The sequence below is a fragment of the Thalassobaculum sp. genome (assembly GCF_040219215.1).
Lineage (GTDB): Bacteria > Pseudomonadota > Alphaproteobacteria > Thalassobaculales > Thalassobaculaceae > Thalassobaculum_A.
Genome location: NZ_JAVJSX010000025.1, coordinates 71,467 through 96,038, shown reverse-complemented (window position 1 = coordinate 96,038; position 24,572 = coordinate 71,467). Strand labels below are relative to the sequence as shown.

Genomic DNA, 24,572 nt, shown 5'->3' with positions numbered 1-24,572 from the left:
TCAGGGCGTCCCGCCAATGAACACCACCGACCGACGGGCCTCAAGGCAAAACTTTGGAAACGGTCTGGAGAGGAAGTGCGGGCCTTCTGTTGCTAGGCGGCCCGCGAGCCCCACGTTACGACGCTAACCGCAACGGATTGAACAGGGTTCCTTACCGCTTAAGCAGCGGCGCGGAGCTCCCCAGCATAGTTGTCATTCGCAACTATCATATGGCCCGATAACGGTGGTGCCATGCCGAGCGAAAAGACGGCTTTTACCACGCGCGTCGATCCTATTTCGCCCCCGCGAACCCTGGCATCGCCAGGGAGATTTGGTGGAGGCGCCGGGTACTGCCCCCGGGTCCGCAACGCTTATTCTGTCGCCCGTTTATCGCCGTAGTCGACCGTCGCCGACGCCCATACATATAGGCGGTTCGCTGATGGAACGAAAGGGGGGACCGCTTGTTGGGGCGACTCGGTTATCATGGTCCGCTCGCCACGGAGGAACGGCATGCGTCAGTATCTTGATCTCATGGCTCATGTGTTGTCGGACGGTGCGTTGAAGGGTGACCGGACGGGAACCGGCACGCGTAGCGTTTTCGGACACCAGATGCGCTTTGACCTGTCCGAGGGCTTCCCGATGGTCACCACCAAGAAGCTCCATCTGAAGTCGATCGTGCATGAACTGCTTTGGTTTCTGGCCGGTGACACCAACGTGCGGTACCTGCAGGAGCGGGGTGTCCGCATCTGGAACGAATGGGCTCGGCCCGACGGCGATCTCGGCCCGGTCTATGGCAAGCAGTGGCGAAGCTGGGGGGCTCCCGACGGTTCCACCATTGACCAGATATCGGTCCTGCTGGAGCAACTTCGCAACAACCCCAACTCCCGCCGCCTGATCGTTTCAGCGTGGAATGTCGGCGAACTGGACGACATGGCGCTGGCTCCCTGCCATTGCCTGTTCCAGTTCTACGTCGCGGACGGCAAGCTGTCGTGCCAGCTCTACCAGCGCAGCGCCGACATTTTCCTCGGCGTACCTTTCAACATCGCCTCCTACGCGCTGCTCACCCATATGATCGCCCATGTGTCCGGGCTCGGGGTGGGGGATTTCGTTCATACGCTCGGGGACGCACACCTTTATCTGAACCATCTTGAGCAGGCACGGCAGCAACTTCAGCGCGAGCCATTGCCCTTGCCCCGGCTTTGGTTGAATCCTGATGTCAAAGATCTGTTCGGGTTCACGTTCGAGGATGTGCGGATTGATGGTTACGAGGCGCATCCGCATATTGCCGCACCGGTTGCAGTCTGACACGGCGGTCGATTGATGGTTCAACGGCAAGATCCGCTGGCAGAGGGTGATCGGTTGGCCCGTGAAGGCGACCGGGTCGCCGCTGTCGAGGCATACGATGCCGCGGTCGATGGCGCGCCCATCACCGCCCGTGCCCGTGCCGCCGACGTTCTGCTGGAACTGGGCCGGCTGGCCGATGCACTGAAGCGCGCCGAGGCCGCGTGGCGCATCGCGCCCGATGCGCCGGAGGCGCTTCTGCTGATGGGACGGGTGGCCTGGCGGGCGCGCGCCGTTCGCGAGGCGCTCGCGTGCCTGGACCGGATCCCGGAGAGTTCCCCGCTGTGGCCCGAAGCCCAGGCCGAGCGAGCCGAGGCGATGCTGGCCGGCCGGCGGGCCGACGAGGCCTACACCGATGTGCGTCGGGCTCTGAACCGTCGCACCGATTCACCGGCGTTGTGGTTTGCCATGGGGCAGATTCTTATGGCCTTGGAGCGACCCGAGGAAGCGGAGGATGCTTACCGGGAAACGGTTGAGCGGATGCCGTCGTCCGTTCGTGGTCTGGCTGGGTTGGCCGAAGTCTGCCTGCGCCTGGGCCGCCCGGAAGAGGCGGTCGAGGTTAGCGAACGGGCCGTCGAGGCATCGAACGGCAATCCGGTGGCGAGAACGGTGTTGGCTCACGCACTGCTGGCCGTCGGTCGGCACGAGGAAGCTTGGGCGGCATACGAGGCGCGCTTCGATGCCTACGCGCTGGATCACCGGGTCGGGGTGAAGCCTCGAAGCTTCGAGGGCCCGATGTGGGACGGCAGCGCACTCGCGGACTCGTCGGTTCTGGTCTGGGGTGAGGGAACACCCGCCGATGAGGTCTATTTCGCGGCTATGGTCCCATTGGTGACCGCCCAGGGGCCGACCCCGCTGTTGCTGGAGTGCGACCCACGGCTGGTCGAACTGTTCGGTCGCTCGTTTCCTGAAGCCCAGATCGTCGCGCGGGCCACCCCACCGGACCCCGAACTCGTTGGGCGCTTTCTGAACTGGCAAAGCCCGGTCGGTGGATTGCCGCATCGTCTCAAGTCCTATCGGGGCGACTACGCGTCCATTCCAAGAGGGTACCTCAAGGTTGACGCCTCCAAGCGGGAGCGCTGGCGGGCGCGGTGGGCCGAGAGTGACGCAACCCGGGTTATCGGGGTCAATTGGCGGCACCCCGACTCAGACGCTGATCGACGGTCAGTGCCGTTCTCTCCGCTCCTGGATGCGTTGTCGGCGCCCGGCCGGGTGGTGGTGGCGCTTCAACGCGGCATGAATGACGAGGAACGCGCCATCGCGACCGACCGGATCCGGATTGAGCCGGATCCGGATCCGAACGATGTCGACGAGATCGCGGCAAGGGTGGCGGCCTGCGACGTGGTCGTGACGATCGACTCGCTGGTCGGGCATCTGTCAGCAGGCGCCGGTATCGACACTCGTGTCCTTCTGGATGCCGGGGCCGATGCTCGATGGGGGGCGGGACGCGACCGGATTTCCTGGTATCCCAGCGCGCGTCTTTACTGGCAGGACTTGAAAGGCGACTGGACAAGAGCGCTCGGCCGGATGCGCAAGGCGGTCGACGGCGGATGATCCGGTCAGGCCTTGCCGATCAGTTCCCTCAGCACGGCGCCCGCCTGTGCCATTACGTCGGACCAGTCGTCCGGGGCGTCCGGTTCGATCTGGCGAATCGAGCCAAGCCACCCGTCGCGCCCGGCCACCTTTGGAACCCAGTTTCGTTGGCCCAGAATCTCAAGCGTCGGCGTTCCGACCGCGCCTGCGAGTGCTGCGACCGAACTTGAAACACCGACAACCATATCCAATGCGGCATCCAAAGCCGCGGTGCCGTCGAGGTCGTTGCGCTTGTCGAGCGCGTCGACGGGCTGGATGTCGATCCCAAATATTTCTTTGAATACCGCCCGATCGTCACCCGAATCCACATACTGAAGGTCGACAAACCGGATCTCCGGGATGCCCAGAACGGGGCCCCAGGCTTCCAGCGGCGGATAGAAGCGGCGGCGCGTCGCACCTTGATCGCCGCTGCCCCAGACGATGCCAACGGTTGGCCTTGCATCGCCGGACGACCGGAGCCAGTGCCGAAACCCGGTTGTCCGCTCCTCGTCGGGCTTGAGATACCCGGAGGGGGCGATCGATGTTTTCTTGGGGAGCCCGAGGCGCAGAGGCAGGCTGCCTGCTTCGATCCAGGCGACGGGCTGTTCGTCTAGGCCATCCAGCCACCGGTACCGGAAAATCGGCCTGACACCGCTGCGGCGGCGGTCGTACGGGACCACGGTTGCGGTCGGAAGGCCGCGCTTGAGCAACGGAACCAATCGAGCTTCGGCTTCCAGTACGATCGGAACTCCATCGCGCGCGAGCGCCCATGCAGAGGCGGCAAAGCGGATTTCGTCGCCAAGACCCTGCTCGGCCACCACCAGGAGCCGGCCGGAGGGGAGCAGGCCGCCGTCCCATCGCGGCAGTCCCAGCCCCTCGCGGATCGCGGCGGTGGGGTGGTCCGGAACCAATCGGGCCTCGTAGGCGGCCAGACCCTCATTGATCCGGCGTTCCGTGAGCAACGCGAACGCCCTGTTCAACCCGATCCGGGCGTCCGCGGGCGCCAGTTGGTGCGCGTGCTCGGCGGCGGCCAGCGATTCTCGATAGCGGCCAAGCCGGGCGAGCACTTCCGCGCGGTTGGCGTGGGCCTGCGGGAGGTCGGGATGCTCGACGATGATGTGGTCGAACAGCGCCAAAGCATCGATTGGGTTGTCATCGGCCAACAGGGCGGCACCGAGCGCCATCGATGCCGGTAGAAGCTGCGGCGACAGGTTGTGTATGCGGGCCAGGATTCGAGTGGCCGAGCCTGGGTTACCCTTGGCGACCAGCACGTTGGCAATGCCAACGGCGGCCTCTACCTCGTTTGGTTGGCGGTCGAGCACGGCGCGGTAGGCGCGTTCGGCTTCGTCGAGCAGGCCGGCGGATCGGGCGACTGCGCCAAGGGCGTAGAGCACCGAGATATCGTCGGGCGACGAGCGCGACAAGGCGTCGAGTTGTTCGATCGCGGCTTCGGCCTGCCCCTCGGCCGCCAGACGGCGAGCCCGGTCGATCTCCGGTCGGTGTTCAGCGCTCATCCCCAGACCTTGCCGCACCCGCCGAGCCGGTGCCAGTGTGTCGGCATGAGCACGAACACGACGCCCCTCCCGCCGATCGTTCTGGTCGCCGCCCTGGCCCGCAATCGCGTAATCGGCAGCGCCGGAGCAATGCCGTGGCACCTTCCTGCCGATATGCGGCGCTTCAAGGCCATTACACTCGGCAAGCCGATGATCATGGGCCGGAAGACCTTCGACTCGATCGGCCGGCCGTTGCCGGGGCGTCGGATCATCGTGGTGACCCGCGATCGGGGATGGGCGGCCGACGGTACCGAATCCGCGCCTTCGCTGGCGGCGGCGATTGAAATGGCCAGAAATGATGAACCTGACGAGATCGTGATCGGCGGCGGCGGCGAGATCTACGCGCAGGCGTTACCACTGGCCGACCGGCTGCGGTTGACCTGGGTTGCTTGCGAGCCGGCTGGCGATGCTTGGTTCCCGGCTTTCGATGCAGCTCAGTGGTCGGAGACCGCGCGCGAACACCATCCGGTGGATGATGGACGGCCGGCGTTCGATTTTGTCGACTACGATCGTATCCGCGCGAGCGGTTGAGCGGTCACTCGAACGAGATCTTGGGCGGCTGCCGCCGGGTGTCGCCGAGTCGCTTGGCCACGTCCCGCCAGACCGCGTCCGCGACTGCGGCAAACGCTAGGCTGTGCGGGCTTTCCGGCTCGGCAGCGACGATCGGCGTTCCGGAATCGCCGGCGACCCGGATCGACAGGTGCAACGGGATCTCGCCTAGGAACGGCACGCCCAGGCGCTCAGCTTCCTGGCGGGCGCCGCCGTGCCCGAAGATCTCGCTGCGCTCACCGCAATGCGGGCACAGGAAATAGCTCATGTTCTCGACGATCCCGAGCACAGGTACGTCGACCCGTCGGAACATGTTGAGGCCTTTGCGGGCGTCCAGAAGGGCAATGTCCTGCGGCGTCGACACGATTACCGACCCGGTGAGCGGCACTCGCTGCGCCATGGTCAGCTGGGCGTCGCCGGTGCCGGGAGGCATGTCGACCACCAGGATGTCGAGTTCGCCCCATTCAACGTCGCGAAGCATCTGTTCCAGCGCGCTCATCACCATCGGTCCGCGCCAGATCGTCGGGGTATCCTCAGCGACCATGAAGCCGATCGACATGCATTTGATCCCGTGGTTCACCAGCGGAATCAGTGTCTTGCCATCCTTGGACTGGGGCTTGCCGGTGATGGCCATCATGCGGGGCAGGGAAGGGCCGTAGACGTCGGCGTCGAGCAGTCCGACCCGGAGTCCCTGTGCCGACAACGCCAGCGCAAGGTTGGTCGCCACCGTCGACTTGCCGACCCCGCCCTTGCCGGACGCGACCGCGACGATCGAACGGATGCCTTCGACATTGACCTTGGACGGTCCGGCTCCCTGGCCGCCGTGGGCATGGCGATGGCCTTGAGGGGCCGGCGCGGGCGCACGGGTCTGCCCGGCACCCTGGCGGTGCGCGGTCAAGACGGCGGTCGCGGACGTCACCCCGTCGAGGGCCAGAACGGCGGCCTCGGCGGCCTTACGCAACCCTTCGAGTTGCGGGCCGCGCGCCGGATCGACTTCCAGCGCAAAGCCGATATTTCCATCCTTGATGACCACGCCGGAGACGGCAGCCAATGCGGGAAGCCGACCGGCACCACCAGGGTCGGCAACTTCGGCCAGTGCCTGACGGACAGCTTCCTCTGAAACGCTTGCCATTCTTGAAATCCCCACGATTCCGACGATATCCCCGTCCACGACGGGGCATGAACCCCGAACAGCGGGGACATAGAGCCTCGGGCTCGGCTTTGCAACGCACGGCGCGCATGCTAAGCCGCCCGGTGGGTTGGGTGAGGAAGAAAGGAATTCGCAATGCCGTGGAGCGATCAAGGCGGTGGCGGTCAGGGACCCTGGGGAGGCGGAGGGTCCGGTGGCGGCCGAGGCAACTCGCCTTGGGGACGTCCCGGCGGTGGACCGAATCCGAAGGATATCGAGGAGATGCTGCGGCGCAGCCAGCAGCGTTTCCGGGGCATGTTCCCAGGCGGATTCGGCGGCCCGAAGCTCGTCATTCTCGGAATTGCTGTACTGCTTGGTGTTTGGCTGTTCAGCGGCTTGTACCGTGTCCAGCCGAACCAGCAGGGTGTTCCGTTGGTGTTCGGCAAGTTCAGCGGCATTCCGACGGAACCGGGCTTGCATTGGAACTGGCCGTCGCCGCTCGGCGACGTCTACCTGCCGAACGTGACGCTGGAAAATCGTATCGAGATCGGGTTCCGCTCGACCGGCGACGGTGCCGCCCGAACCCTGTCGTCCAGCCGCGACGTGCCGGAAGAAAGCCAGATGATCACCGGCGACGAAAATCTGGTGGACATCGATTTCGTGGTGTTCTGGCGGATCTCCGATGCGGCGAAGTATCTCTTCACGCTGCGCGAACCCGATCAGACAGTGAAGGTCGCCGCGGAAGCGGTGATGCGCGACATCATCGGCGGGACGCGAATTCAGGATGCACTGACCGATCGCCGTGGCCCGATCGAAAGCGACGCCCAGATCCAGCTGCAGCGGCTGGTGGATGAATATGGCGCCGGCATCGAGATTCGGCAGGTCCAACTGCTGGAGGTCGACCCTCCGGGACAGGTGATCGACGCCTTCAACGAAGTCAGCCGCGCCAAGCAGGATCTTGAGCGGATGAAGAACGAGGCCGAGGCCTACCGCAACGACGTGGTGCCGCGGGCTCGTGGCGAAGGCGCCCAGATCGTCGAGCAGGCCGACGCCTACCGGCAGGAGGTCGTGAACCGGGCGCAGGGTGACAGCAACCGCTTCGACTCGGTGTACCAAGCCTATACGCAGTCGAAGGACATCACCACGCAGCGCATCTATCTGGAGACTCTGGAAGAAGTGCTGAAGAACGTGAACAAGGTGATCATCGACGACAACGCCGGCGGCAGCGGCGTGGTGCCATACCTGCCGCTCCCCGAGATCCAGAAGCGATTGAACAGGCCTGGCGCCGGTAACGGGCGTCCGCAGCAGGGGGGCACCCAATGAACCGTACGCTCGCCATTCTCGGTGTCATTGTCATCGTGCTCGGCTTCGTCGCCGTCAACGGGCTGTTCGTGGTCTCCCAGACCCAGCAGGTGCTGGTCGTGCGATTCGGTGAACCGCGCCGGCAGATCCAGGACCCGGGCCTGAACGTCAAGATCCCGTTCATCGAGGATGCGGTCTACTACGAACGCCGCGCCCTGGACGTCGACCCGCCGAAGCAGCAGGTCATCCTGTCGGACCAGAAGCGTCTCGACGTGGACAGCTATGCCCGATACCGGATCATCGACCCGCTGCAGTTCTTCCGGGCGGTCCGTACCGAGCGCGAAGCCCGTGCCCGGTTGTCGGCAATCATCAATTCGTCACTGCGCCGAGTGCTCGGCAACCAGACCCTGTTCAACGTGTTGTCCGACAAGCGGGTCGGGATCATGGCCGACATGAAGGCGGAGGTTAACGGATCCGCGGAACGGCTGGGCATCGAGATCATCGAGGTTCGGATCCGGCGGGCGGACTACCCTGACGCCACCCGCGAGAACATCTACAACCGGATGAAGTCGGAGCGGGAACGGGAAGCCAAGGAGTTCCGCGCCCAGGGTTTCGAGCAGGCCCAGAAGATCCGGGCCGATGCCGACAAGCAACGTGTCGTGATCGTCGCCGAGTCGCAGAAGCAGGCAGAGACCTTGCGCGGTAAGGGCGACGGCGAGGCGATCAAGATCTACGCTGACGCTTTCGGCAAGGATCCGGAGTTCTTCTCGTTCTACCGCTCGATGCAGGCCTATCGGACGGCGATCACCGACAGCGACACCACCACCATGGTGCTGTCACCGAACAGTGACTTCTTCCGGTACTTCAATTCGATGTCCGGTATATCGGCACAGGAGAAGGCTCCGGCGAACTGACCGGGAGGGCGCCGCCGATGCAGGATCTGTTGACGGCGCTTGCCCTGGTTCTGGTGATCGAAGGGGTTCTGTACTCGGCGATCCCGGCCGCGATGCGACGGGCGCTGGAAACGGCGATGGAACTGCCGGATTCGACCCTGCGCGGGGCCGGGTTGGTGGCGGCGGCAATCGGTGTCGTGGCGGTCTGGCTGATTCGTGGATAGCGGTCTGCCAAATCGCCGCCGCAATCTGAGGGCAATGACTAGGCTGTGATCAAAAGGGGTATCCGACGCATCGACGTTGACTGACGTTTGCGGATGCCCACCTGATGTTTGATCCGAGACATGGCGCGCGCAGGCGCGGCTGTAGCGAGTCGAAGAGAGGATGACGCAGATGACCGTTCTGGTGCGACATGCGGCTGAGGGGGAGGGCCACGGATCGATCCTGCGATCTGTGGTACGGCTGGGGATGGCGGCGGTGTTGGCCACGGCATTGGTCGTTCCGGTCGCTGCGCCGGCGGTTGCCAAGGCTCCACCGGAGAGTTTCGCCGACCTTGCCGAACGATTGCTCCCGGCGGTGGTCAACGTAGCGACCACCCAGACGGTGACCGATCGCGGCCCGGCGATGGACATGCCGCAGTTCCCGCCCGGCTCGCCGCTGGAGGATCTCTTCAAGGATTTCTTCGAACGGAACGGCGGCAACAATCGGCCGCAGCAGCCGCGTCGTGCCCAATCGCTCGGATCGGGCTTCATCGTCTCCCCCGACGGTATCGTGGTGACGAACAATCACGTCATCGCCGATGCTGATGAAATTACTGTTCGGCTGCACGATGATGCCGAGTTTCCGGCGAAGCTGCTGGGGACCGATCCGAAGACCGATGTGGCCGTTCTTAAGATCGATACCGGCGGTCGTGCTCTGCCGTTCGTGAAGTTCGGCGACTCCGATGGAATGCGAGTCGGCGATTGGGTGGTTGCCATCGGCAATCCGTTTGGCCTCGGCGGCACGGTGACCGCAGGGATCGTCTCGGCGCGGGGCCGTGATATCGGCCAGGGACCGTATGACGACTTCATTCAGACCGACGCCTCGATCAACCGGGGTAACTCCGGTGGGCCGTTGTTCAATCTCCAGGGCGATGTGATCGGAATCAACACGGCGATTTTCTCGCAGTCCGGCGGGTCGATCGGCATTGGATTCGCGATCTCCTCGAAACTGGCGACCAACGTGGTGACGCAGCTGCGCGAGTTCGGTCGAACCCGCCGTGGTTGGCTGGGTGTCCGTATCCAGCAGGTCACCGACGAAATTGCCGAATCGCTGGGCCTGGACAAGGCGCGCGGCGCGCTGGTCGCCGATGTAACGGCCGACGGCCCGGCCAAGGCGGCCGGCATTCAATCGGGCGACGTGATCCTCAGCTTTGCCGGGCAGGAAGTCTCCGAGATGCGTGAACTGCCGCGGATCGTTGCGGAGACCGAGGTCGGCAAGACGGTCAGCGTCAAGGTTTGGCGCAACGGCAAGCCGGTCGAGTTCTCGGCCAAACTCGGTGAGTTGGAGCAGGCCGAACAGGCCAGCTTGCAGAAAGGCAAGCCGGAGGAGTCTGCCAAGCCGAAAGGCGCCGAAGGACGTGTCGATTCGCTTGGTCTCGGTCTCGCCACGCTGACGCCGCAATTGCGTGCCCAGTATACGATTGGCGAGCAGATCAAGGGCGTCGTGGTCACTCAGGTCGATGAAGCCGGTATCGCAAGCGAGAAGGGTCTGCGACCGGGAGACGTCATCGTTGAAGTTGCACAGAATGAAGTCAGCGCGCCGGAAGACGTCGTCCGCGGCGTGAAAGCCGCGGCGGAAAGCGGTCGCAAGTCGGTTCTACTGCTGATCGACCGGCAGGGCGATTTGCGCTTCTTTGCGCTCCGCATCGATAAGGGCTGATCCCCCCGCCCCCCGTAGGCCCTTTTGCGGAGTGTGAGGCGGCGCCGGTCTTCGGACCGGCGCCGTTCCTCGTTGCGGCTCGGGGTTAGGCTGATCGTTTGAATGCGTTGAGGCCCTTCAGGCACCCTGCCTGATGTCTGACAGACGATAGCCCTGCAGGTAGAGCAGTCCGGTCAGATCGCCGTGATCGATCCGGAAGCCGGCCGCTTCACGAACCGTGGGCTTGGCCCGGAACGCCACACCCAGGCCGGCGGCCTGTAGCATGGCAAGGTCATTGGCGCCGTCGCCGATCGTGACCGCGCCAGCCGGCACGATGCCGGCCATGGCTGTCAATTCGTGAAGCGCGGCAAGCTTCGCCTCGCGGCCCAGGATCGGTGGGATCACACGGCCGGTCAGTGTGCCGTTCAGAACCTCAAGGTGGTTGGCGCGGTCCTCGTCGAAACCCAGCCGCATTCGGATCGCGGCGGTCATCGGCTTGAAGCCGCCCGATACCAGGGCGCAGTACGCTCCATGGGCTTTCATGGTGGCGACGAGGGCTCCGGCACCTGCGGTCACTTCGATCCCATCAAGCACATCGCCAATCGTCGATTCCGCCAAGCCAGCCAGCATGGCGACCCGTTCGGTCAGCGCCGCCTCGAAATCGAGCTCGCCCCGCATGGCCCGCGCCGTGATCTCGGAGATGACATCCTTGAGGCCGGCGTAGGCCGCCAACTCATCCAGCGATTCCGACGTAATGATCGTGGAGTCCATGTCGGCGATCAGCAGGCGCTTGCGGCGCCCGGCGCTCGGCTGGGCGTTGACGTCGATCGGCGAGCCCCCAAGGGCTTCGCGAACAAGCTCAACCGCGACCGCAACATTGGCGCCGTCGAACGGGAGGTCGATCGCGACATCGGGCGCCAGCCAGTCCGCATCGCCGACGGTCGCGCCACCTCGGATCAACGTTTGCGCGGCGGTTGCGGCGTGTTCCGCGGTCAGGCAGCGCGCGGCGGGGCCGGTCGTCAGGGTCAGGACATATTGCATGGTGCCGCCTTATGGCGTAGCCGCTGGCCTCATGTCCAGCAGACCCGACCCAAAGACGGTTCTCGTCATCGCCGGTCCGACCGCGTCGGGCAAGTCGGCGCTGGCGATGCACATGGCCGAGGCGATGGACGGCGTGGTGATCAACGCTGACTCCATGCAGGTCTACCGGGACCTGCGCATCCTGACCGACCGACCGGGCCCGGTCGAGGAGGGGCGGGTGCCCCATCGATTGTTCGGCGTGCTCGATGGCGCCGACCGCGGATCGGCTGCGTGGTGGCGCGACGCGGCGTTGGCCGAGATTAAGGCCGCAACGGAGGGCGGCCGACTGGCGATCGTGTGTGGAGGGACCGGACTGTATCTGCGGGCGCTTCTGGACGGACTTGCAGACATACCGCCGGTGCCTGATGCGGTTGTTCAAGCGGCAGCCGCCCGCTTTGCCGCGATCGGGGGCGATGCGTTCCGGTCGGAGCTTCACGCGCTCGACCCGCTGGCGGCCGATCGCCTGTTCCCCGGCGATGCTCGGCGGCTGCAGCGGGCGTGGGCGGTGGCCACCGGCACCGGCCGCGCGCTGTCGTCCTGGCAGGCCGATGCCGCTCGCCCGCCCGGGGAGATTACATTCCGGACGGTGCTGCTGTTCCCGCCACGCCCGGTCTCCGCCGACGCTGTCGAACAGCGGTTCCGGACCATGGTTGAAACCGGTGCGATCGAGGAGGTGGAGAACCTGCTGGCGCGTGCGCTCGATCCGGCGTTGCCGGTCATGAAGGCGTTGGGTGTACCGCAGATCGCGGCGTTCCTTGACGGCCGCGCTTCATTGGATGAAGCGGTTCGCACATCGGTAACCGCGACCCGGCAGTATGCCAAGCGCCAGCGCACGTGGTTTCGCCATCAGTTCCGTTCTGATTATCGGATCGATGCGAAATTTTCGGAAAGTGCATTCGAAAAAATCTTTCCGAAAATTCGCGAACTTGTGTTGACGCTCGAATGTTGACTGACTAGTTTCCGCCGGCCGGCGCGGGCCAACCCCCGCGCCGCGTCTGTCTTAACCTGATCCGGCCCGCCAATGACGGCACGCCCGATCGCAGCAGAAGGAGCGGAACGGTGGCTCATCCCCGTAGTTCATCCCCCCGTCGCCCCGCGGCGCCTACGACAATGTCGGGCGCAGCGATCATTCTCAAGGCGTTGCAGGATCAGGGTGTAGAGGTCGTATTCGGCTATCCCGGCGGGGCGGTATTGCCGATCTACGACGAACTCTTCAAGACCAACGCTGTACGCCACATTCTGGTTCGGCACGAGCAGGCGGCGGTTCATGCAGCCGAGGGCTATGCCCGGTCGACCGGGAAGGTCGGCGTGGTGCTGGTGACATCCGGTCCGGGCGCCACCAATGCGGTCACCGGCCTGACCGACGCGCTGATGGACTCGATCCCGATCGTCTGTCTGACCGGCCAGGTGCCGACCCATCTGATCGGCAACGACGCGTTCCAGGAAGCCGATACCACCGGCATCACCCGTCCCTGCACCAAGCACAACTATCTGGTTAAGGAGCCGGGGCAGCTCGCACGGGTCATGCACGAGGCGTTCTATGTCGCCGCGCACGGCCGCCCGGGTCCGGTGGTGGTGGACCTTCCGAAGGACATCCTGTTCGCCGACTGTCCCTACGTCGAAGCCGACGAAGTCGAACTCAAGAGCTATCGCCCCCAAGTCAAGGGCGACACCAGTGCGGTGGAGCGGGCGGTCGATCTGATCGCCAAGGCGAAGCGGCCGATCTTCTACGGCGGTGGCGGGTTGATCAATTCGGGACCGAAGGCGTCGAAGCTGTTCACCGAGTTCGTCCACAAGACCGGCTATCCGGCGACGTTGACGCTGATGGGACTGGGCGCAATCCCGGCCTCTGATCGGCATTTCCTGGGCATGCTCGGCATGCACGGCACCTACGAAGCCAACTGGGCGATGCACGATTGCGACGTGATGGTGTGCGTCGGCGCGCGGTTCGATGACCGGGTGACCGGCCGCATCTCCGGCTTCGCGCCGAACGCCAAGAAGATCCACATCGATATCGATGCCTCGTCGATCAACAAGAACGTTGCCGTCGACATCCCGATCATTGGTGATGCCGCGACCGTGCTGGAGCAGATGCTGGCGGTGTGGGCCGCCAAGGGCTGCAAGCCCGACGAGGGAGCCCGGGCGAAGTGGTGGAAGCAGATCGACGGCTGGCGTTCCCGCAAGTGCCTGGCCTATCGGCCGAACGACGATGTCATCCTGCCGCAGCACGCCATCCGGCGCCTGTTCGAGAAGACCCAGGGCATGGATTGCTACATCACGACCGAGGTCGGTCAGCACCAGATGTGGGCAGCCCAGTACTTCGGGTTCGATCAGCCGAACCGGTGGATGACCTCAGGTGGCCTTGGCACCATGGGCTACGGGTTGCCTGCGGCCATGGGCGTGCAGATCGCGCACCCGGACGCGCTGGTTGTCGACATCGCCGGCGAGGCCAGCATCCTGATGAACATCCAGGAGCTGTCGACCCTGCGGCAGTACAACCTGCCGGTTAAGGCGTTCATCATCAACAATCAGTGGATGGGAATGGTTCGCCAGTGGCAGGAACTGATCCACGGCGGCCGGTATTCGGAGAGCTACTCGGCTGCGCTGCCGGACTTCGTCAAGGTAGCCGAGGCGTTCGGCGGCGTGGGGCTGCGGGCGACCAAGCCGTCGGAACTGGACGATGTCATCGACGAGATGATTAAGATCAAGCAGCCGGTAATGGTCGATGTCGCGGTAAAGCAGGATGAGAATTGCTTCCCGATGATTCCGTCCGGGGCGGCGCATCACGAGATGATCCTCGGTCCGGAAGACCAGGCGGAACGGCGAACCTCCGAAGAGGGCATGGTACTCGTGTGATCTGGATAGGGTCGGCCCGCGTGGCCGACCGCCGTCCACCATCCTCGTTGTCAGTATTGTTGAGGGCGCGCCCGTTCTGGTGCTGCGCTCCGGGAGAGACAAGGTGAATCCAACCAACATGCCGGTCGAACGGCATACCATCGCCGTGCTTGTGGCCAACGAGCCTGGCGTCCTGGCCCGGGTGATCGGGCTGTTCTCCGGACGCGGCTACAATATCGAGAGCCTGACCGTATCGGAGGTCGACGAGGCGAACGCGCGCTCGCGGATCACCATCGTCACGTCCGGCACGCCGATGGTGATCGAGCAGATCAAGGCCCAGCTGTCCCGTCCGGTGCCGGTCTACGACGTGCATGACCTGACCATGGAGGGCGCGCATGTCAGCCGTGAGCTGGCGCTGGTCAAGATCCACAACACCGGCGAAGACCGGATCGAGGCGTTGCGGATTGCCGACACCTTCCGGGCCCGGGCGATCGACTCGACCCTTCAGAGCTTCGTCTTCGAGTTGACCGGCGACACCGGCAAGATCAACGCGTTCATCGATTTGATGGTGGCGCTCGGCGACGTCGAAGTGTCGCGTACCGGTGTGGTGGCGATCGCCCGCGGCACCGGCCTGGACATGCCGCTGGTGCGCCGCAACGTCACCAAACGCAAGCGCCGGCAGCCGGCGACCGGCGACTGACGCAAACGCCTTTGCACATCCGACTTATCGACCCGCGGGCGTTGACCCGCTAAACCGGCGGCCAACCGGCCGTTACAGAGATCCTAGAATACCAGACCGAGAGGAGAGAAACATGCGCGTGTATTATGACCGCGACGCGGACGTGAACCTGATCAAGACCAAGAAGGTCGTGATCGTCGGCTACGGCAGCCAGGGCCACGCCCACGCCAACAACCTGAAGGACAGCGGCGTCAAGGAGATCGCGGTCGCCCTGAAGAAGGGCTCGCGCTCGGCACCGAAGGCGGAGGCCGCCGGTCTCAAGGTCATGACCCCGGCCGAAGCAGCGGCGTGGGGCGACGTGATCATGATCCTGACCCCGGACGAGTTGCAGGGCGACATCTACGCCCAGGACATCGCGCCGAACATCCGGCCCGGTGCAGCGATCGCGTTCGCCCACGGCTTCAACATCCACTTCAACTTCATCGAAGCCCGCGACGACATCGACGTCTTCATGATCGCGCCAAAGGGTCCGGGCCACACCGTGCGCTCCGAGTATCTGCGCGGCGGCGGCGTGCCATGTCTGGTCGCGGTCGAGCAGAATCCGTCCAGCAATGCGCTGGAGATTGCGCTCAGCTATTCCTCGGCGATCGGTGGCGGTCGGGCCGGCACCATTGAGACGACCTTCAAGGAAGAGTGCGAAACGGACCTGTTCGGTGAGCAGGTCGTCCTGTGCGGCGGCCTGTGCGAACTGATCAAGGCCGGCTACGAGACCCTGGTCGAGGCAGGCTACGCGCCGGAGATGGCGTACTTCGAGTGCCTCCATGAGGTGAAGCTGATCGTCGACCTCATCTATGAGGGTGGCATCGCCAACATGAACTACTCGATCTCCAACACCGCCGAGTATGGCGAGTATGTTTCTGGTCCGCGGATCGTTACGCCGGAAGTGAAGGCGGAGATGAAGCGGGTGCTGGCGGACATCCAGTCGGGCACGTTCGCCCGCAACTGGATGCTGGAGAACCGGGTCAACCAGGCTTCGTTCAAGTCGATGCGCCGCCGCGCGTCGGAGCACTCGATCGAGCAGGTCGGTGAGAAGCTGCGGGCGATGATGCCGTGGATTGCCGCCAACAAGCTGGTCGACAAGGCGAAGAACTAAGACCGGCCGCTTTGCGGTCACTGCTGCTGCGGCGCCGTCGAAAGACGGCGCCGTTTGCATTTCGGGAGAGACCGGCATGCGCGGATCGGACTGCGCCAGTTGTCGCATCCCCGGCAAATCGGTTGACCGGACCCGCCGCTGAGACTATCCGCACCGCACGCACCGTCCGTTGGCGAACGCCCACGGGCCTTAAAAAGTGCGATAGAGGGTGAACCGCCTTTTGTAGATGCCCGCGAATCCTGGTATCTTCGTGTTCGCGGCGCGACGATATGCGCGGCGTCTGACGGTTCCTGGCATACGGACGCACGCGGGCGCGCACCCGGCTCTGAAGCTCTTGCGGGATCGAATTCGATGTTTTTTGCCAATCTGCTCGGAATGCTGTCGGCCGATATGGCCATCGACCTCGGGACCGCGAATACGCTGGTCTACGTCAAGGGACGCGGCATCGTCCTGAACGAACCGTCGGTGGTGGCCATAGCGACGGTACGGGGCAAGAAGCAGGTGCTCGCGGTCGGCGACGAAGCCAAGCAGATGCTCGGTCGCACGCCCGGGAATATACAGGCCATCCGGCCGCTGCGTGACGGGGTCATCGCGGACTTCGAAGTCGCCGAGGAGATGATCAAGCACTTCATCCGGAAGGTGCACAACCGGCGTTCGTTCGCCAGTCCGCAGGTCATCGTGTGCGTGCCTTCCGGTTCGACCGCTGTCGAGCGGCGTGCGATCCAGGAGAGTGCGGAAAGCGCGGGCGCGCGCCGGGTGTTCCTGATCGAGGAGCCGATGGCGGCGGCGATCGGCGCCAACCTGCCGGTAACCGAGCCCACCGGATCGATGGTGGTGGACATCGGCGGCGGCACCACCGAGGTGGCCGTGCTGTCGCTCGGCGGCATCGTCTACTCGCGCTCGGTCCGGGTTGGCGGCGACAAGATGGACGAGGCGATCATCGCCTACATCCGTCGCAACCATAACCTCCTGGTCGGCGAGGGCAGTTCCGAGCGGATCAAGAAGGAGATCGGCTCGGCCTACCCGCCGGAGGACGGCGTCGGCCGGACCATGCAGATCAAGGGCCGCGACCTGATGAACGGTGTGCCCAAGGAAATCATCATCGACCAGTCGCAGATTGCCGACAGCCTGGCCGAGCCGGTCAGTCAGATCGTCGAGGCGGTCAAGGTGGCGCTGGAGCAGACCCCCCCGGAACTCGCCGCCGATATCGTCGACAAGGGCATCGTGTTGACCGGCGGCGGCGCCCTTCTCGGCAACCTCGACTACGTGCTTCGCCACGCAACCGGCCTGCCGGTGATGATTGCCGACGATCCGTTGTCGTGCGTTGCGCTGGGTACCGGACGGTGCCTGGAAGAGATGAAGGTCCTGCGCAACGTGCTGATCGGGGCCTATTGATCCACAGGACGGCCGAGAAACGCCAACGGAGAGGTTGAGCAGCGAGAATGGCACGGCGTCCCGGCTCCTTCATCAGCGTCGCGCAGCCCGTGCGGTCGTTTTGGAGCCGTTTTGCGTTTGCGTTGCTGCTCGCCGGTTCGTTCACCCTCATGCTGCTCGGCAAAGCCGACGTGCTGCTGGTCGAGCGGTTCCGCACCGGGGTGGCAGACCTTGTCGCGCCGGTGCTGGAGGTCCTGTCTCGCCCTGCGGCGAGCGTCGCGGACACGGTCGCCGCGATGCGCCGTCTTCGCGACCTTCGGGTGGAAAACGAACGCCTGCGCGTCGACAACGGGCGGCTGGAGCGATGGCAGCATGTCGCCCGGCGCCTTGAAGCCGAGAACAAGGCTCTCCGGGCGCTGAACAACTTCGTCGCCGAGCCGGGAACCTCGTTCGTTACGGCCCGGGTGATCGCCGACGCCGGCGGGGCGTTCGTGCGCAGCGCCATGATCAGCGCCGGTGCCGACCATGGCGTGCGCCGCGGGCTCGCCGCGGTGACCGGCGAAGGGCTGGTCGGTGGAGTGGTCGACGTCGGCCAGCGGCACGCCCGTGTGTTGCTGATCACCGACCTGAACTCGCAGATACCGGTGATCGTTGAGCGGACACGCGATCCAGCCGTACTGGCCGGTGACAACACGCGACTGCCGCGGCTGGTCTATCTGCCGCAGAACGCCCAGGTACTGGCCGGTGATCGGATCGTCACCTCCGGGCATGGCGGCGTGTTTCCGCCAGGCTTGCCGATCGGAGTGGTGACCTCCATCGTCGAAAGCACGATCAAGATCACGCCCTACGTCGATTGGAACCGGCTGGAGTACGTCCGGCTGGTGGATTACGGGCTGGTTGGTGTGGTCAAGCCGGCTTCCGGGACGCCCCCGTTCTCGCTTATGGGACAGGATCGCGCAGGCCGGGGCTCGGCGCTGAGGCCTGATCCGCAATGAGGATGACGGCCACCCAGCGGGTCGACCTCTGGCTGCGGCATGCTACGCCCATCGCCTTGACCGTGCTGCTGGCCGTCCTCTCGGTCGTGCCGATCGGGGTGCCTGGCTATGCCACTGTCGTTCCGGCCTACACGGCGATGGCGGCCTTTTATTGGGCGGTGTTCCGACCGGACCTGCAGCCCCCGTTCGCGTTGTTTCTGGTGGGTGTGCTGCAGGACATCCTGGCGGCAACCCCGCTTGGCATGACCGCGTTGAGCCTCATGGTTGTCCATGGCCTGGCGCTTTCGCAGCGACGGGCGTTCCTGGGCAAACCGTTTGCGCTGGCTTGGCTTGGTTTTCTGGTCATCCATGGGCTGTCGGCATTCCTGATCTGGTTGCTGGCATCGATGCTGGTCCTTCAGCCGATCGGCCCCGAACCGGCGGTCTTCCAGTACTTGGTCACGGTCACACTGTTCCCGCTTGTGGCTTGGATCTTCGTTCGCATGCACCGCTACGTTGTGCGGTGACCGGCGATGCTGAAGGCGAGTGAGCAGGACAGCCAGAGGATCTTCACCCGTCGCGCGCTGATGCTGGCGACGGGAAAGCTCGGCCTGATCGGCGCCCTCGGCGCCCGCCTTTACTATCTCCAGATCGTCGAGGCCGACCGCTACGCGCTGCTGTCGCGGGACAACCAGTTCAATCTGGAACTCCTGCCGCCGATCCGTGGTCGGATCCTGGACGTGAACGGAGTCGCACTGGCCGACAATCAGGACAACTTCCGCATCGAGATCGTCCGCGAACAGACCGGCGATGTGGCGGCGACCCTGGCCGCGCTGGGATCGATCATCGAAGTGCCGGAATGGGATGTCCGGCGGGTTCTCAAGGACGTCAAGCGCAAGCGCGCCTTTGTTCCGGTAACCGTTCTAGAGAATCTCAGTCGTGATGAGATCGCCCGGGTGGCGGTCAATGCCCCCTATCTGCCGGGGGTTCGTATCGAAGTCGGACGGTCGCGGCGCTATCCGTTCGGCGATATCGCGGTTCATTGCACGGGCTATGTGGCTGCGGTCTCGGAGAACGAACTAACCGGCGATCCGGTTTTGGAACTGCCCGACTTCCGTATCGGTAAGAGCGGTATCGAGAAGGTTCACGACCTGGAAATGCGCGGGACGGCGGGGCAACGCCAGGTCGAAGTCAACGCGCTTGGACGGATCATTCGCAAGCTGCCGGGCGATGAGGGTGAACCGGGCCGTGACGTCAAGTTGAGCATCGATATCAATTTGCAGCGCTACGTGACGGAGCGCCTGTCCCGTGGAAACGCCGAGCGCATTCCTCTGGACGACCCTCGCGCACTGGCCGCTCTGGCTCAAGCGCCCGCGGGGACACCAGTGCGGGGTGACGACTCCAGCGACACGATCCTGGTCGACAAGGATGGGCGCCGGGTGGAGCCGGAGAGCGGCGCGGTGGTGGTGATGGACGTCCACTCGGGGGATTTGCGGGCGCTCGTGTCGGTTCCCGGATACGACCCCAGCCCGTTCAACCACGGGCTTTCCCCGAAGGACTGGGAGAACCTGCTGTCCAACCCGCGCTCGCCGCTGACCAACAAGGCGGTTGCCGGGCAGTACCCGCCGGGGTCGACATTCAAGATGCTGGTCGGTCTGGCCGCGCTTGAGAGTGACTTGGCGAGCGTCGATACCCGGTTCTTCTGCCCGGGCCACCTCGAGCTCGGCGATACCCGCTTTCACTGCTGGAAGAAGCACGGCCACGGCTCGGTGGACATGACCGGCGCCATCGAACAGAGCTGCGACGTGTACTTCTACGAACTCGCCAAGCGGATCGGTATCGATCGGATCGCAACGATGGCCCAGCGCCTTGGTCTCGGTCAGATGCTGGATGTGGATCTTCCCGGTGAACGGCGCGGGTTGATCCCCACCCGGGAATGGAAACTGGCGACCCGCGGCGAGCAGTGGCAGCGGGGGGAGACGTTGATCGCCGCGATCGGACAGGGATTCGTGCTCGCCACCCCGCTCCAACTGGTCACCATGACCGCGCGCATCGTGAACGGGGGCAGGGCGGTGGTCCCGAGGTTGGTGCAGGACTCCAGCGGACAGCGAAAGAGTTTTCCGTCGCTGGGCTTGAGCGCGCGTGATCTTGATGCAATGCGCGACGCGATGAACGCTGTCGTGAACGGCGACCGTGGGACGGCTCGCCGGGTCCGCTCGGGCAAGGACGACCCGGCAATCGGGGGAAAGACCGGCACCTCGCAGGTCAAGCGGATCACGATGGCGCAGCGGGCGGCGGGCATCACCAAGAACGAGGATTTGCCCTGGCGCGACCGCGATCACGCGTTGTTCGTCGGGTTCGGGCCGGTTGAGTCCCCGCGCTTTGCCGTGGCGGTGGTGGTCGAGCACGGCGGGGGCGGGTCTTCGAAAGCGGCGCCGATCGCGGCCGACATTCTGCTTGAGGCGCTGCGGGTGGAACCGGGACCGAGCGGGCCGCTGAGCGAGGCGGCTGACGGTTCGAAACGGCAGGGCTGACGACATGGCTGGAGGCTATCACTTCGAGGGACTGAACCCGCCAGAGATGACCCTGGGGCAGAAGCTGGCGGCCGTGAACTGGCTGCTCGTGCTTCTGATGGGCACGATCGCTTCGATCGGCTTCGCGATGCTGTACTCCGCTGCCAACGGCAGTTTCAGTCCATGGGCCATTCGTCAGGCAATACGCTTCGGCGTCGGGCTGATCGTCATGCTGTCGGTGGCGATGGTCGACGTACGGTTCTGGATGCGCAGCGCCTACCTGATCTATGCCGGCGTCCTGGCCCTGCTGGTGGGCGTCGAAGTGATGGGCGAGATCGGCATGGGCGCGCAGCGCTGGATCGATCTGGGTGTGTTTCAACTGCAGCCCTCAGAGCTCATGAAGATCGCGCTGGTGTTGGCGCTGGCCCGGTACTTTCACGGCTTGACCTGGGATGAGGTCGGCAACCCGGTCAACCTCATCCCGCCGTTGCTGATGATCGCGACGCCGGTCGTTCTGGTGCTGCGACAGCCCGACCTCGGGACCGCATTGATGATCATCATGGGCGCCGGTGCCATGTTCTTCCTGGCCGGAGTTCGGATCTGGAAGTTTCTGACCCTGATCGGCGTGGCGATAGCGACGGTCCCGGTCGCCTGGCAGCTCATGCGTGGCTATCAGCAACAGCGGATATTGACCTTCCTGAATCCGGAGAGCGATCCGCTCGGTTCCGGATACCACATCCTTCAGTCGAAGATCGCGCTGGGGTCGGGCGGGCTGTTCGGCAAGGGTTTTCTGGAAGGCAGCCAGAGCCATCTCAACTTCCTTCCGGAGAAGCAGACCGACTTCATCTTCACCATGTTGGCCGAAGAGTTTGGTCTGGTCGGCGGGCTCGGACTGATTGGCCTGTACGTGCTGGTCGTCGGCTACGGCATCGCGATTGCCATCCGCGCGCGCAGCCAGTTCGGTCGACTGGTGGCGCATGGGGTGACCACGACCCTCTTCCTCTACCTGTTCATCAACGTAGCCATGGTGATGGGACTGATCCCGGTGGTCGGCGTGCCATTGCCTATGATCAGCTACGGCGGCACTGCGATGCTCACCATCATGCTTGGCTTTGGGATGGTGATCGGCGTGTCGGTCCATCGCGACGTACGGATCGGGCGTGCCGGGGTCGAGGAAGACTGACGGATATGTGTTAACCGGATTCAAAGACTTGGCCTCTACACTGTGGGCAATGAACCGCGTTGCGCAGCCGGAAATTGCGGTGATCCCAGCCTTCTGACAGTCAGATGAGGCATGCAGTCCAACCTGAAATCGACGCTTCTCGACGCGCTGCTTGTGGCCAGTCTCGACGGGATTGTGATCCTGGAGCCCGAACTGGCGGACGACGGTGCTCTGGTGGATCTGGTCTTCACTGTCGTGAACGACCGGGCTCAGGAGGTTCTCGACCGCCGGGGACAGCGGGATCTGGTCGGACAGTGGGCGTTGCGGGATTTCTTTGACGGCGACGAGGCCGCGTTCTCGCGATACCGGGGGGTATGGGAGACCGGGGAGGCAGCACGGTTCGAGGTGGACCGTCGTGCCAGCGACCTGGCGACCGTGTTCCGGGTCTCGGCAGTGAAGGCGGACGACATGGTGATCGTCACCTTTGCCGACGTGACCGAACTGATCGAAGCCAGTGAAGCACTGGAACAGCAGCGCGTGGAACTGCTGTATCAGTATGAGGTCCTGGACGCGCAGGCGACTGATCTTGCGCGGATCGCCGAGGACACCGACGCGGCGCGCACAGAGGCGCGCAACGCCGAGCGGTTCGTTGCCGACCTCCTTGAAGCAATCCCGATCCCGGTGTTCTTCCGCAGCCGCGAGAACGGTCGGTACCAGATGGTCAATCAGCGTTATGCGGAGTTGCATGGCTGCAGCCGCGACGATGTCGTCGGGCGGGCGCCTGACGAGTTTCTGCCGCCCGCCATCCTGGCGTCGATCGAGAGTTGGGATCAGGCGCTGTACGCCGGGGAAGAGCCACGACAGGCCTACGAAGATGACATGAGCTTTGCCGGTGTCGGCGACCGTCGCATGATCCTGCACAAGGCGAAGATGTGGGACGCATCCAACCGGCTGATCGGTGTCACCGGGGTAATGGTCGATGTCACGGAGTCGCACAGGCTTCGTCAGGAACTCGAGAAACTGGCGACGACCGACCCGCTGACCGGCCTGAGCAACCGCAGAGCGTTTCTGATGCGAGCCCGGCAGGAGATTGAACGTGCCGTTCGGCACGGTCGTCCGATGTCAGTGGTGATGATCGATGTCGATCATTTCAAGGCGGTCAACGATCGCTACGGGCACGACATCGGCGATCTGGTTCTGCAGAGCGTGGCAGCGACCGTCCAGGGCGGGCTTCGAAACTCCGCCGATGTTGCGGCTCGGTTCGGCGGCGAGGAGTTCGTGCTCCTGCTGCCCGACACGCCGGTCTCAGGGGCCCAGCAGCTTGCCGAGCGGATCCGGGTGGCGTTCGAGCGGGCCGTGGTGGAGACCGAGCAAGGTGCCGTCCGTTTCACCGCCAGTTTCGGTGTGGAGGCCTTTCGCCCGGATGTGGATGCGGCAATTGACACGGTTCTGAAACGCGCAGACGACGCTCTTTACCGCGCCAAGGCTTCGGGTCGAAATCGCGTTCAGTTGGCCGCGTAAACCGCTTTCCGTCTAGAACATGTTGATGGATATGATGCCCGCGCGGTGCTCGGCGCAGCTGTCGGTGATGCAGACGGGAGCGATCCAGATCCGTCCACCCGCCAGGGCGGCGCCGTTGTCGTTGATGAGGATTGCTTGAATGGATTCCGCCCGCACCGCGCTGACAAAGCCTGTGGTCAGGCGACGCGGGTACTCGACTAGAAAGGTGGCAGCGTCGGGGATGGCGACTTGCTCCTGACGCTCGGCGACGAGGTGATGGAGGACGATCGGATATATCACGAGCTGCGATAGGCTGGCTGGGTCATCGACGGATCGCCGAACCTGTTCTGCCAGTCCAGGACCTTCGCCAGGGTCGAAGCCACCGACGTCGACCCAGCGAGGGTCCTCAAGCGGCACCGAACGCCAAACGATCGTCGCGATGCGCCAGCGCGCCAGTTCCTGTGCAGGTGGGAGGGTGTCGTCGGGTCCGGTCCATTGGCCTTCGAACACATACACCAAACGACCTTCAGGAGTCGCCTGGCAGAGGACCCGACCGGTGGCCTCCTCCGTGCCGGGCACGCAAACTGGAGGAGTGCTGCCTCCATACGCCTGCTCGAACCGGGTTCCGATGGCCGGTCCCAGCCGGTTTCGGACCGAGGGACTGTCTATGACTACCGAGTAGATTCGGCCGGTCCAGTCGGGAAACACCAGGGCCAACTGGGCCTGACCATCGGTCACCAAGAGAACGTCAACGGGATCGCCCTCGCTCCATCCGGTCATCGGGGTGACGCGGCAGCCTGGCAGGGCCTGCGCAATGGCGTCGGACTCAAACCGGGTGGTCGTCGTCAGCTCCCCCAACCCGGTCTCGCCGATCTCGAGGGTGCACGCGGCGGCGATGCCTGTGCTGAAGAGGGATGCAGCATAGGCAACAGGCGCAAGACCGAGGGTCCACAATCGATACCACTGCATCCGCATAATATAGCGTAAGCCCCCTTCCGGAATGAGGGTGAAATCTCGGCGATGCAGCCGGCAATCCGCGTGTGCGACGAAGGCCGGATCCGAGACCAATGCCGGTCGCCGCCACC

Annotated in this window: 21 protein-coding genes and 1 other RNA gene; 17 read left to right on the top strand and 5 right to left on the bottom strand. The window is 64.5% G+C overall.

Annotation, left to right across the window (positions count from 1 at the left end; all coding sequences use genetic code 11):
- Positions 1–74 precede the first annotated feature (74 nt).
- Positions 75–433: a transfer-messenger RNA gene (ssrA, locus tag RIC54_RS18295) on the bottom strand.
- A 56-nt stretch (positions 434–489) separates the two neighbouring features.
- Between ssrA and RIC54_RS18290 the strand changes: the two genes are divergently transcribed.
- Positions 490–1,284: a thymidylate synthase gene (locus tag RIC54_RS18290; protein WP_350096261.1), complete on the top strand. Its 795-nt coding sequence runs from the start codon at positions 490–492 to the stop codon at positions 1,282–1,284.
- Positions 1,285–1,299: 15 nt separating this feature from the next.
- The gene (locus RIC54_RS18285; protein WP_350096259.1) at positions 1,300–2,874 is read left to right on the top strand and encodes a tetratricopeptide repeat protein; all 1,575 of its coding nucleotides are present in this window, start codon (positions 1,300–1,302) and stop codon (positions 2,872–2,874) included.
- 5 nt (positions 2,875–2,879) lie between these two features.
- Here the strand turns inward: RIC54_RS18285 and RIC54_RS18280 are convergent, their stop codons facing one another.
- Complete coding sequence (locus RIC54_RS18280) at positions 2,880–4,406, bottom strand: tetratricopeptide repeat protein (protein WP_350096257.1); 1,527 nt, start codon at positions 4,404–4,406, stop codon at positions 2,880–2,882.
- Positions 4,407–4,451: 45 nt separating this feature from the next.
- Between RIC54_RS18280 and RIC54_RS18275 the strand changes: the two genes are divergently transcribed.
- Positions 4,452–4,976, top strand: a complete 525-nt coding sequence (locus tag RIC54_RS18275) for a dihydrofolate reductase (RefSeq protein WP_350096255.1) — start codon at positions 4,452–4,454, stop codon at positions 4,974–4,976.
- Between the two features lie 4 nt (positions 4,977–4,980).
- Here RIC54_RS18275 and RIC54_RS18270 read toward each other — a convergent pair whose 3' ends face one another.
- On the bottom strand, positions 4,981–6,126 hold the full coding sequence (locus RIC54_RS18270; RefSeq protein ID WP_350096253.1) for an Mrp/NBP35 family ATP-binding protein: 1,146 nt from the start codon (positions 6,124–6,126) through the stop codon (positions 4,981–4,983).
- A 153-nt stretch (positions 6,127–6,279) separates the two neighbouring features.
- Here RIC54_RS18270 and hflK point away from each other — a divergent pair, with 153 nt between their 5' ends.
- The 4 genes from hflK to RIC54_RS18250 all read left to right on the top strand — a co-directional run bounded on the left by hflK (position 6,280) and on the right by RIC54_RS18250 (position 10,238).
- Positions 6,280–7,446: an FtsH protease activity modulator HflK gene (hflK, locus tag RIC54_RS18265; RefSeq protein WP_350096251.1), complete on the top strand. Its 1,167-nt coding sequence runs from the start codon at positions 6,280–6,282 to the stop codon at positions 7,444–7,446.
- A complete protein-coding gene (gene hflC / locus RIC54_RS18260) occupies positions 7,443–8,339 on the top strand; it encodes a protease modulator HflC (RefSeq protein ID WP_350096249.1) in 897 nt (298 codons plus the stop codon). The genes hflK and hflC overlap by 4 nt, the downstream gene beginning before the upstream one ends.
- Positions 8,340–8,356: 17 nt before the next feature.
- Positions 8,357–8,542: a DUF2065 family protein gene (locus tag RIC54_RS18255; RefSeq protein WP_350096247.1), complete on the top strand. Its 186-nt coding sequence runs from the start codon at positions 8,357–8,359 to the stop codon at positions 8,540–8,542.
- A 169-nt stretch (positions 8,543–8,711) separates the two neighbouring features.
- Positions 8,712–10,238: a DegQ family serine endoprotease gene (locus RIC54_RS18250; RefSeq protein ID WP_350096245.1), complete on the top strand. Its 1,527-nt coding sequence runs from the start codon at positions 8,712–8,714 to the stop codon at positions 10,236–10,238.
- Positions 10,239–10,355: 117 nt separating this feature from the next.
- Here the strand turns inward: RIC54_RS18250 and serB are convergent, their stop codons facing one another.
- The gene (serB, locus tag RIC54_RS18245) at positions 10,356–11,258 is read right to left on the bottom strand and encodes a phosphoserine phosphatase SerB (protein ID WP_350096243.1); all 903 of its coding nucleotides are present in this window, start codon (positions 11,256–11,258) and stop codon (positions 10,356–10,358) included.
- 31 nt (positions 11,259–11,289) lie between these two features.
- Here serB and miaA point away from each other — a divergent pair, with 31 nt between their 5' ends.
- The 10 genes from miaA to RIC54_RS18195 all read left to right on the top strand — a co-directional run bounded on the left by miaA (position 11,290) and on the right by RIC54_RS18195 (position 23,508).
- Positions 11,290–12,246 carry a tRNA (adenosine(37)-N6)-dimethylallyltransferase MiaA gene (gene miaA / locus RIC54_RS18240; protein ID WP_350096241.1) on the top strand — a complete coding sequence of 319 codons (957 nt, stop codon included), beginning with the start codon at positions 11,290–11,292 and terminating at the stop codon, positions 12,244–12,246.
- A 161-nt stretch (positions 12,247–12,407) separates the two neighbouring features.
- Positions 12,408–14,153, top strand: a complete 1,746-nt coding sequence (locus RIC54_RS18235) for an acetolactate synthase 3 large subunit (protein WP_350096239.1) — start codon at positions 12,408–12,410, stop codon at positions 14,151–14,153.
- 118 nt (positions 14,154–14,271) lie between these two features.
- Positions 14,272–14,832, top strand: coding sequence for an acetolactate synthase small subunit (gene ilvN, locus RIC54_RS18230; RefSeq protein ID WP_350151329.1), 561 nt, complete (start codon positions 14,272–14,274; stop codon positions 14,830–14,832).
- A gap of 112 nt (positions 14,833–14,944) precedes the next feature.
- On the top strand, positions 14,945–15,964 hold the full coding sequence (gene ilvC / locus RIC54_RS18225; RefSeq protein ID WP_350096237.1) for a ketol-acid reductoisomerase: 1,020 nt from the start codon (positions 14,945–14,947) through the stop codon (positions 15,962–15,964).
- Positions 15,965–16,315: 351 nt separating this feature from the next.
- Positions 16,316–17,359 (top strand): rod shape-determining protein, encoded by a 1,044-nt coding sequence (locus tag RIC54_RS18220; RefSeq protein WP_007670511.1) that lies wholly within the window; start codon positions 16,316–16,318, stop codon positions 17,357–17,359.
- A gap of 47 nt (positions 17,360–17,406) precedes the next feature.
- Entirely contained in the window at positions 17,407–18,333 is a 927-nt protein-coding gene (gene mreC / locus RIC54_RS18215; protein ID WP_350096234.1) for a rod shape-determining protein MreC, read from the top strand.
- Complete coding sequence (mreD, locus tag RIC54_RS18210) at positions 18,330–18,839, top strand: rod shape-determining protein MreD (RefSeq protein WP_350096232.1); 510 nt, start codon at positions 18,330–18,332, stop codon at positions 18,837–18,839. The genes mreC and mreD overlap by 4 nt, the downstream gene beginning before the upstream one ends.
- Positions 18,840–18,845: 6 nt before the next feature.
- Positions 18,846–20,846: a penicillin-binding protein 2 gene (gene mrdA / locus RIC54_RS18205; RefSeq protein ID WP_350096230.1), complete on the top strand. Its 2,001-nt coding sequence runs from the start codon at positions 18,846–18,848 to the stop codon at positions 20,844–20,846.
- 4 nt (positions 20,847–20,850) lie between these two features.
- Positions 20,851–22,008 carry a rod shape-determining protein RodA gene (gene rodA, locus RIC54_RS18200; RefSeq protein ID WP_350096228.1) on the top strand — a complete coding sequence of 386 codons (1,158 nt, stop codon included), beginning with the start codon at positions 20,851–20,853 and terminating at the stop codon, positions 22,006–22,008.
- 111 nt (positions 22,009–22,119) lie between these two features.
- Positions 22,120–23,508 (top strand): sensor domain-containing diguanylate cyclase, encoded by a 1,389-nt coding sequence (locus RIC54_RS18195; RefSeq protein ID WP_350096226.1) that lies wholly within the window; start codon positions 22,120–22,122, stop codon positions 23,506–23,508.
- Positions 23,509–23,520: 12 nt separating this feature from the next.
- On the opposite strand, the gene RIC54_RS18190 is transcribed toward RIC54_RS18195, so the two are convergent.
- Entirely contained in the window at positions 23,521–24,555 is a 1,035-nt protein-coding gene (locus RIC54_RS18190) for a DUF1131 family protein (protein WP_350096224.1), read from the bottom strand.
- Positions 24,556–24,572: the final 17 nt, after the last annotated feature.

What these genes read in the sequence shown, in the direction of transcription:
- RIC54_RS18285 (WP_350096259.1), top strand. Translation starts at nt 1,300, where the DNA reads ATGGTTCAACGGCAAGATCCGCTGGCAGAGGGTGATCGGTTGGCCCGT.
- mreD (WP_350096232.1), top strand. Translation starts at nt 18,330, where the DNA reads ATGAGGATGACGGCCACCCAGCGGGTCGACCTCTGGCTGCGGCATGCT.
- hflC (WP_350096249.1), top strand. Translation starts at nt 7,443, where the DNA reads ATGAACCGTACGCTCGCCATTCTCGGTGTCATTGTCATCGTGCTCGGC.
- RIC54_RS18275 (WP_350096255.1), top strand. Translation starts at nt 4,452, where the DNA reads ATGAGCACGAACACGACGCCCCTCCCGCCGATCGTTCTGGTCGCCGCC.
- hflK (WP_350096251.1), top strand. Translation starts at nt 6,280, where the DNA reads ATGCCGTGGAGCGATCAAGGCGGTGGCGGTCAGGGACCCTGGGGAGGC.
- RIC54_RS18290 (WP_350096261.1), top strand. Translation starts at nt 490, where the DNA reads ATGCGTCAGTATCTTGATCTCATGGCTCATGTGTTGTCGGACGGTGCG.
- ilvN (WP_350151329.1), top strand. Translation starts at nt 14,272, where the DNA reads ATGCCGGTCGAACGGCATACCATCGCCGTGCTTGTGGCCAACGAGCCT.
- RIC54_RS18280 (WP_350096257.1), bottom strand. Translation starts at nt 4,406, where the DNA reads ATGAGCGCTGAACACCGACCGGAGATCGACCGGGCTCGCCGTCTGGCG.
- RIC54_RS18195 (WP_350096226.1), top strand. Translation starts at nt 22,120, where the DNA reads ATGCAGTCCAACCTGAAATCGACGCTTCTCGACGCGCTGCTTGTGGCC.
- ilvC (WP_350096237.1), top strand. Translation starts at nt 14,945, where the DNA reads ATGCGCGTGTATTATGACCGCGACGCGGACGTGAACCTGATCAAGACC.
- miaA (WP_350096241.1), top strand. Translation starts at nt 11,290, where the DNA reads ATGTCCAGCAGACCCGACCCAAAGACGGTTCTCGTCATCGCCGGTCCG.
- RIC54_RS18270 (WP_350096253.1), bottom strand. Translation starts at nt 6,126, where the DNA reads ATGGCAAGCGTTTCAGAGGAAGCTGTCCGTCAGGCACTGGCCGAAGTT.
- serB (WP_350096243.1), bottom strand. Translation starts at nt 11,258, where the DNA reads ATGCAATATGTCCTGACCCTGACGACCGGCCCCGCCGCGCGCTGCCTG.
- mrdA (WP_350096230.1), top strand. Translation starts at nt 18,846, where the DNA reads ATGCTGAAGGCGAGTGAGCAGGACAGCCAGAGGATCTTCACCCGTCGC.
- RIC54_RS18255 (WP_350096247.1), top strand. Translation starts at nt 8,357, where the DNA reads ATGCAGGATCTGTTGACGGCGCTTGCCCTGGTTCTGGTGATCGAAGGG.
- mreC (WP_350096234.1), top strand. Translation starts at nt 17,407, where the DNA reads ATGGCACGGCGTCCCGGCTCCTTCATCAGCGTCGCGCAGCCCGTGCGG.
- RIC54_RS18235 (WP_350096239.1), top strand. Translation starts at nt 12,408, where the DNA reads ATGTCGGGCGCAGCGATCATTCTCAAGGCGTTGCAGGATCAGGGTGTA.
- RIC54_RS18220 (WP_007670511.1), top strand. Translation starts at nt 16,316, where the DNA reads ATGTTTTTTGCCAATCTGCTCGGAATGCTGTCGGCCGATATGGCCATC.
- rodA (WP_350096228.1), top strand. Translation starts at nt 20,851, where the DNA reads ATGGCTGGAGGCTATCACTTCGAGGGACTGAACCCGCCAGAGATGACC.
- RIC54_RS18250 (WP_350096245.1), top strand. Translation starts at nt 8,712, where the DNA reads ATGACCGTTCTGGTGCGACATGCGGCTGAGGGGGAGGGCCACGGATCG.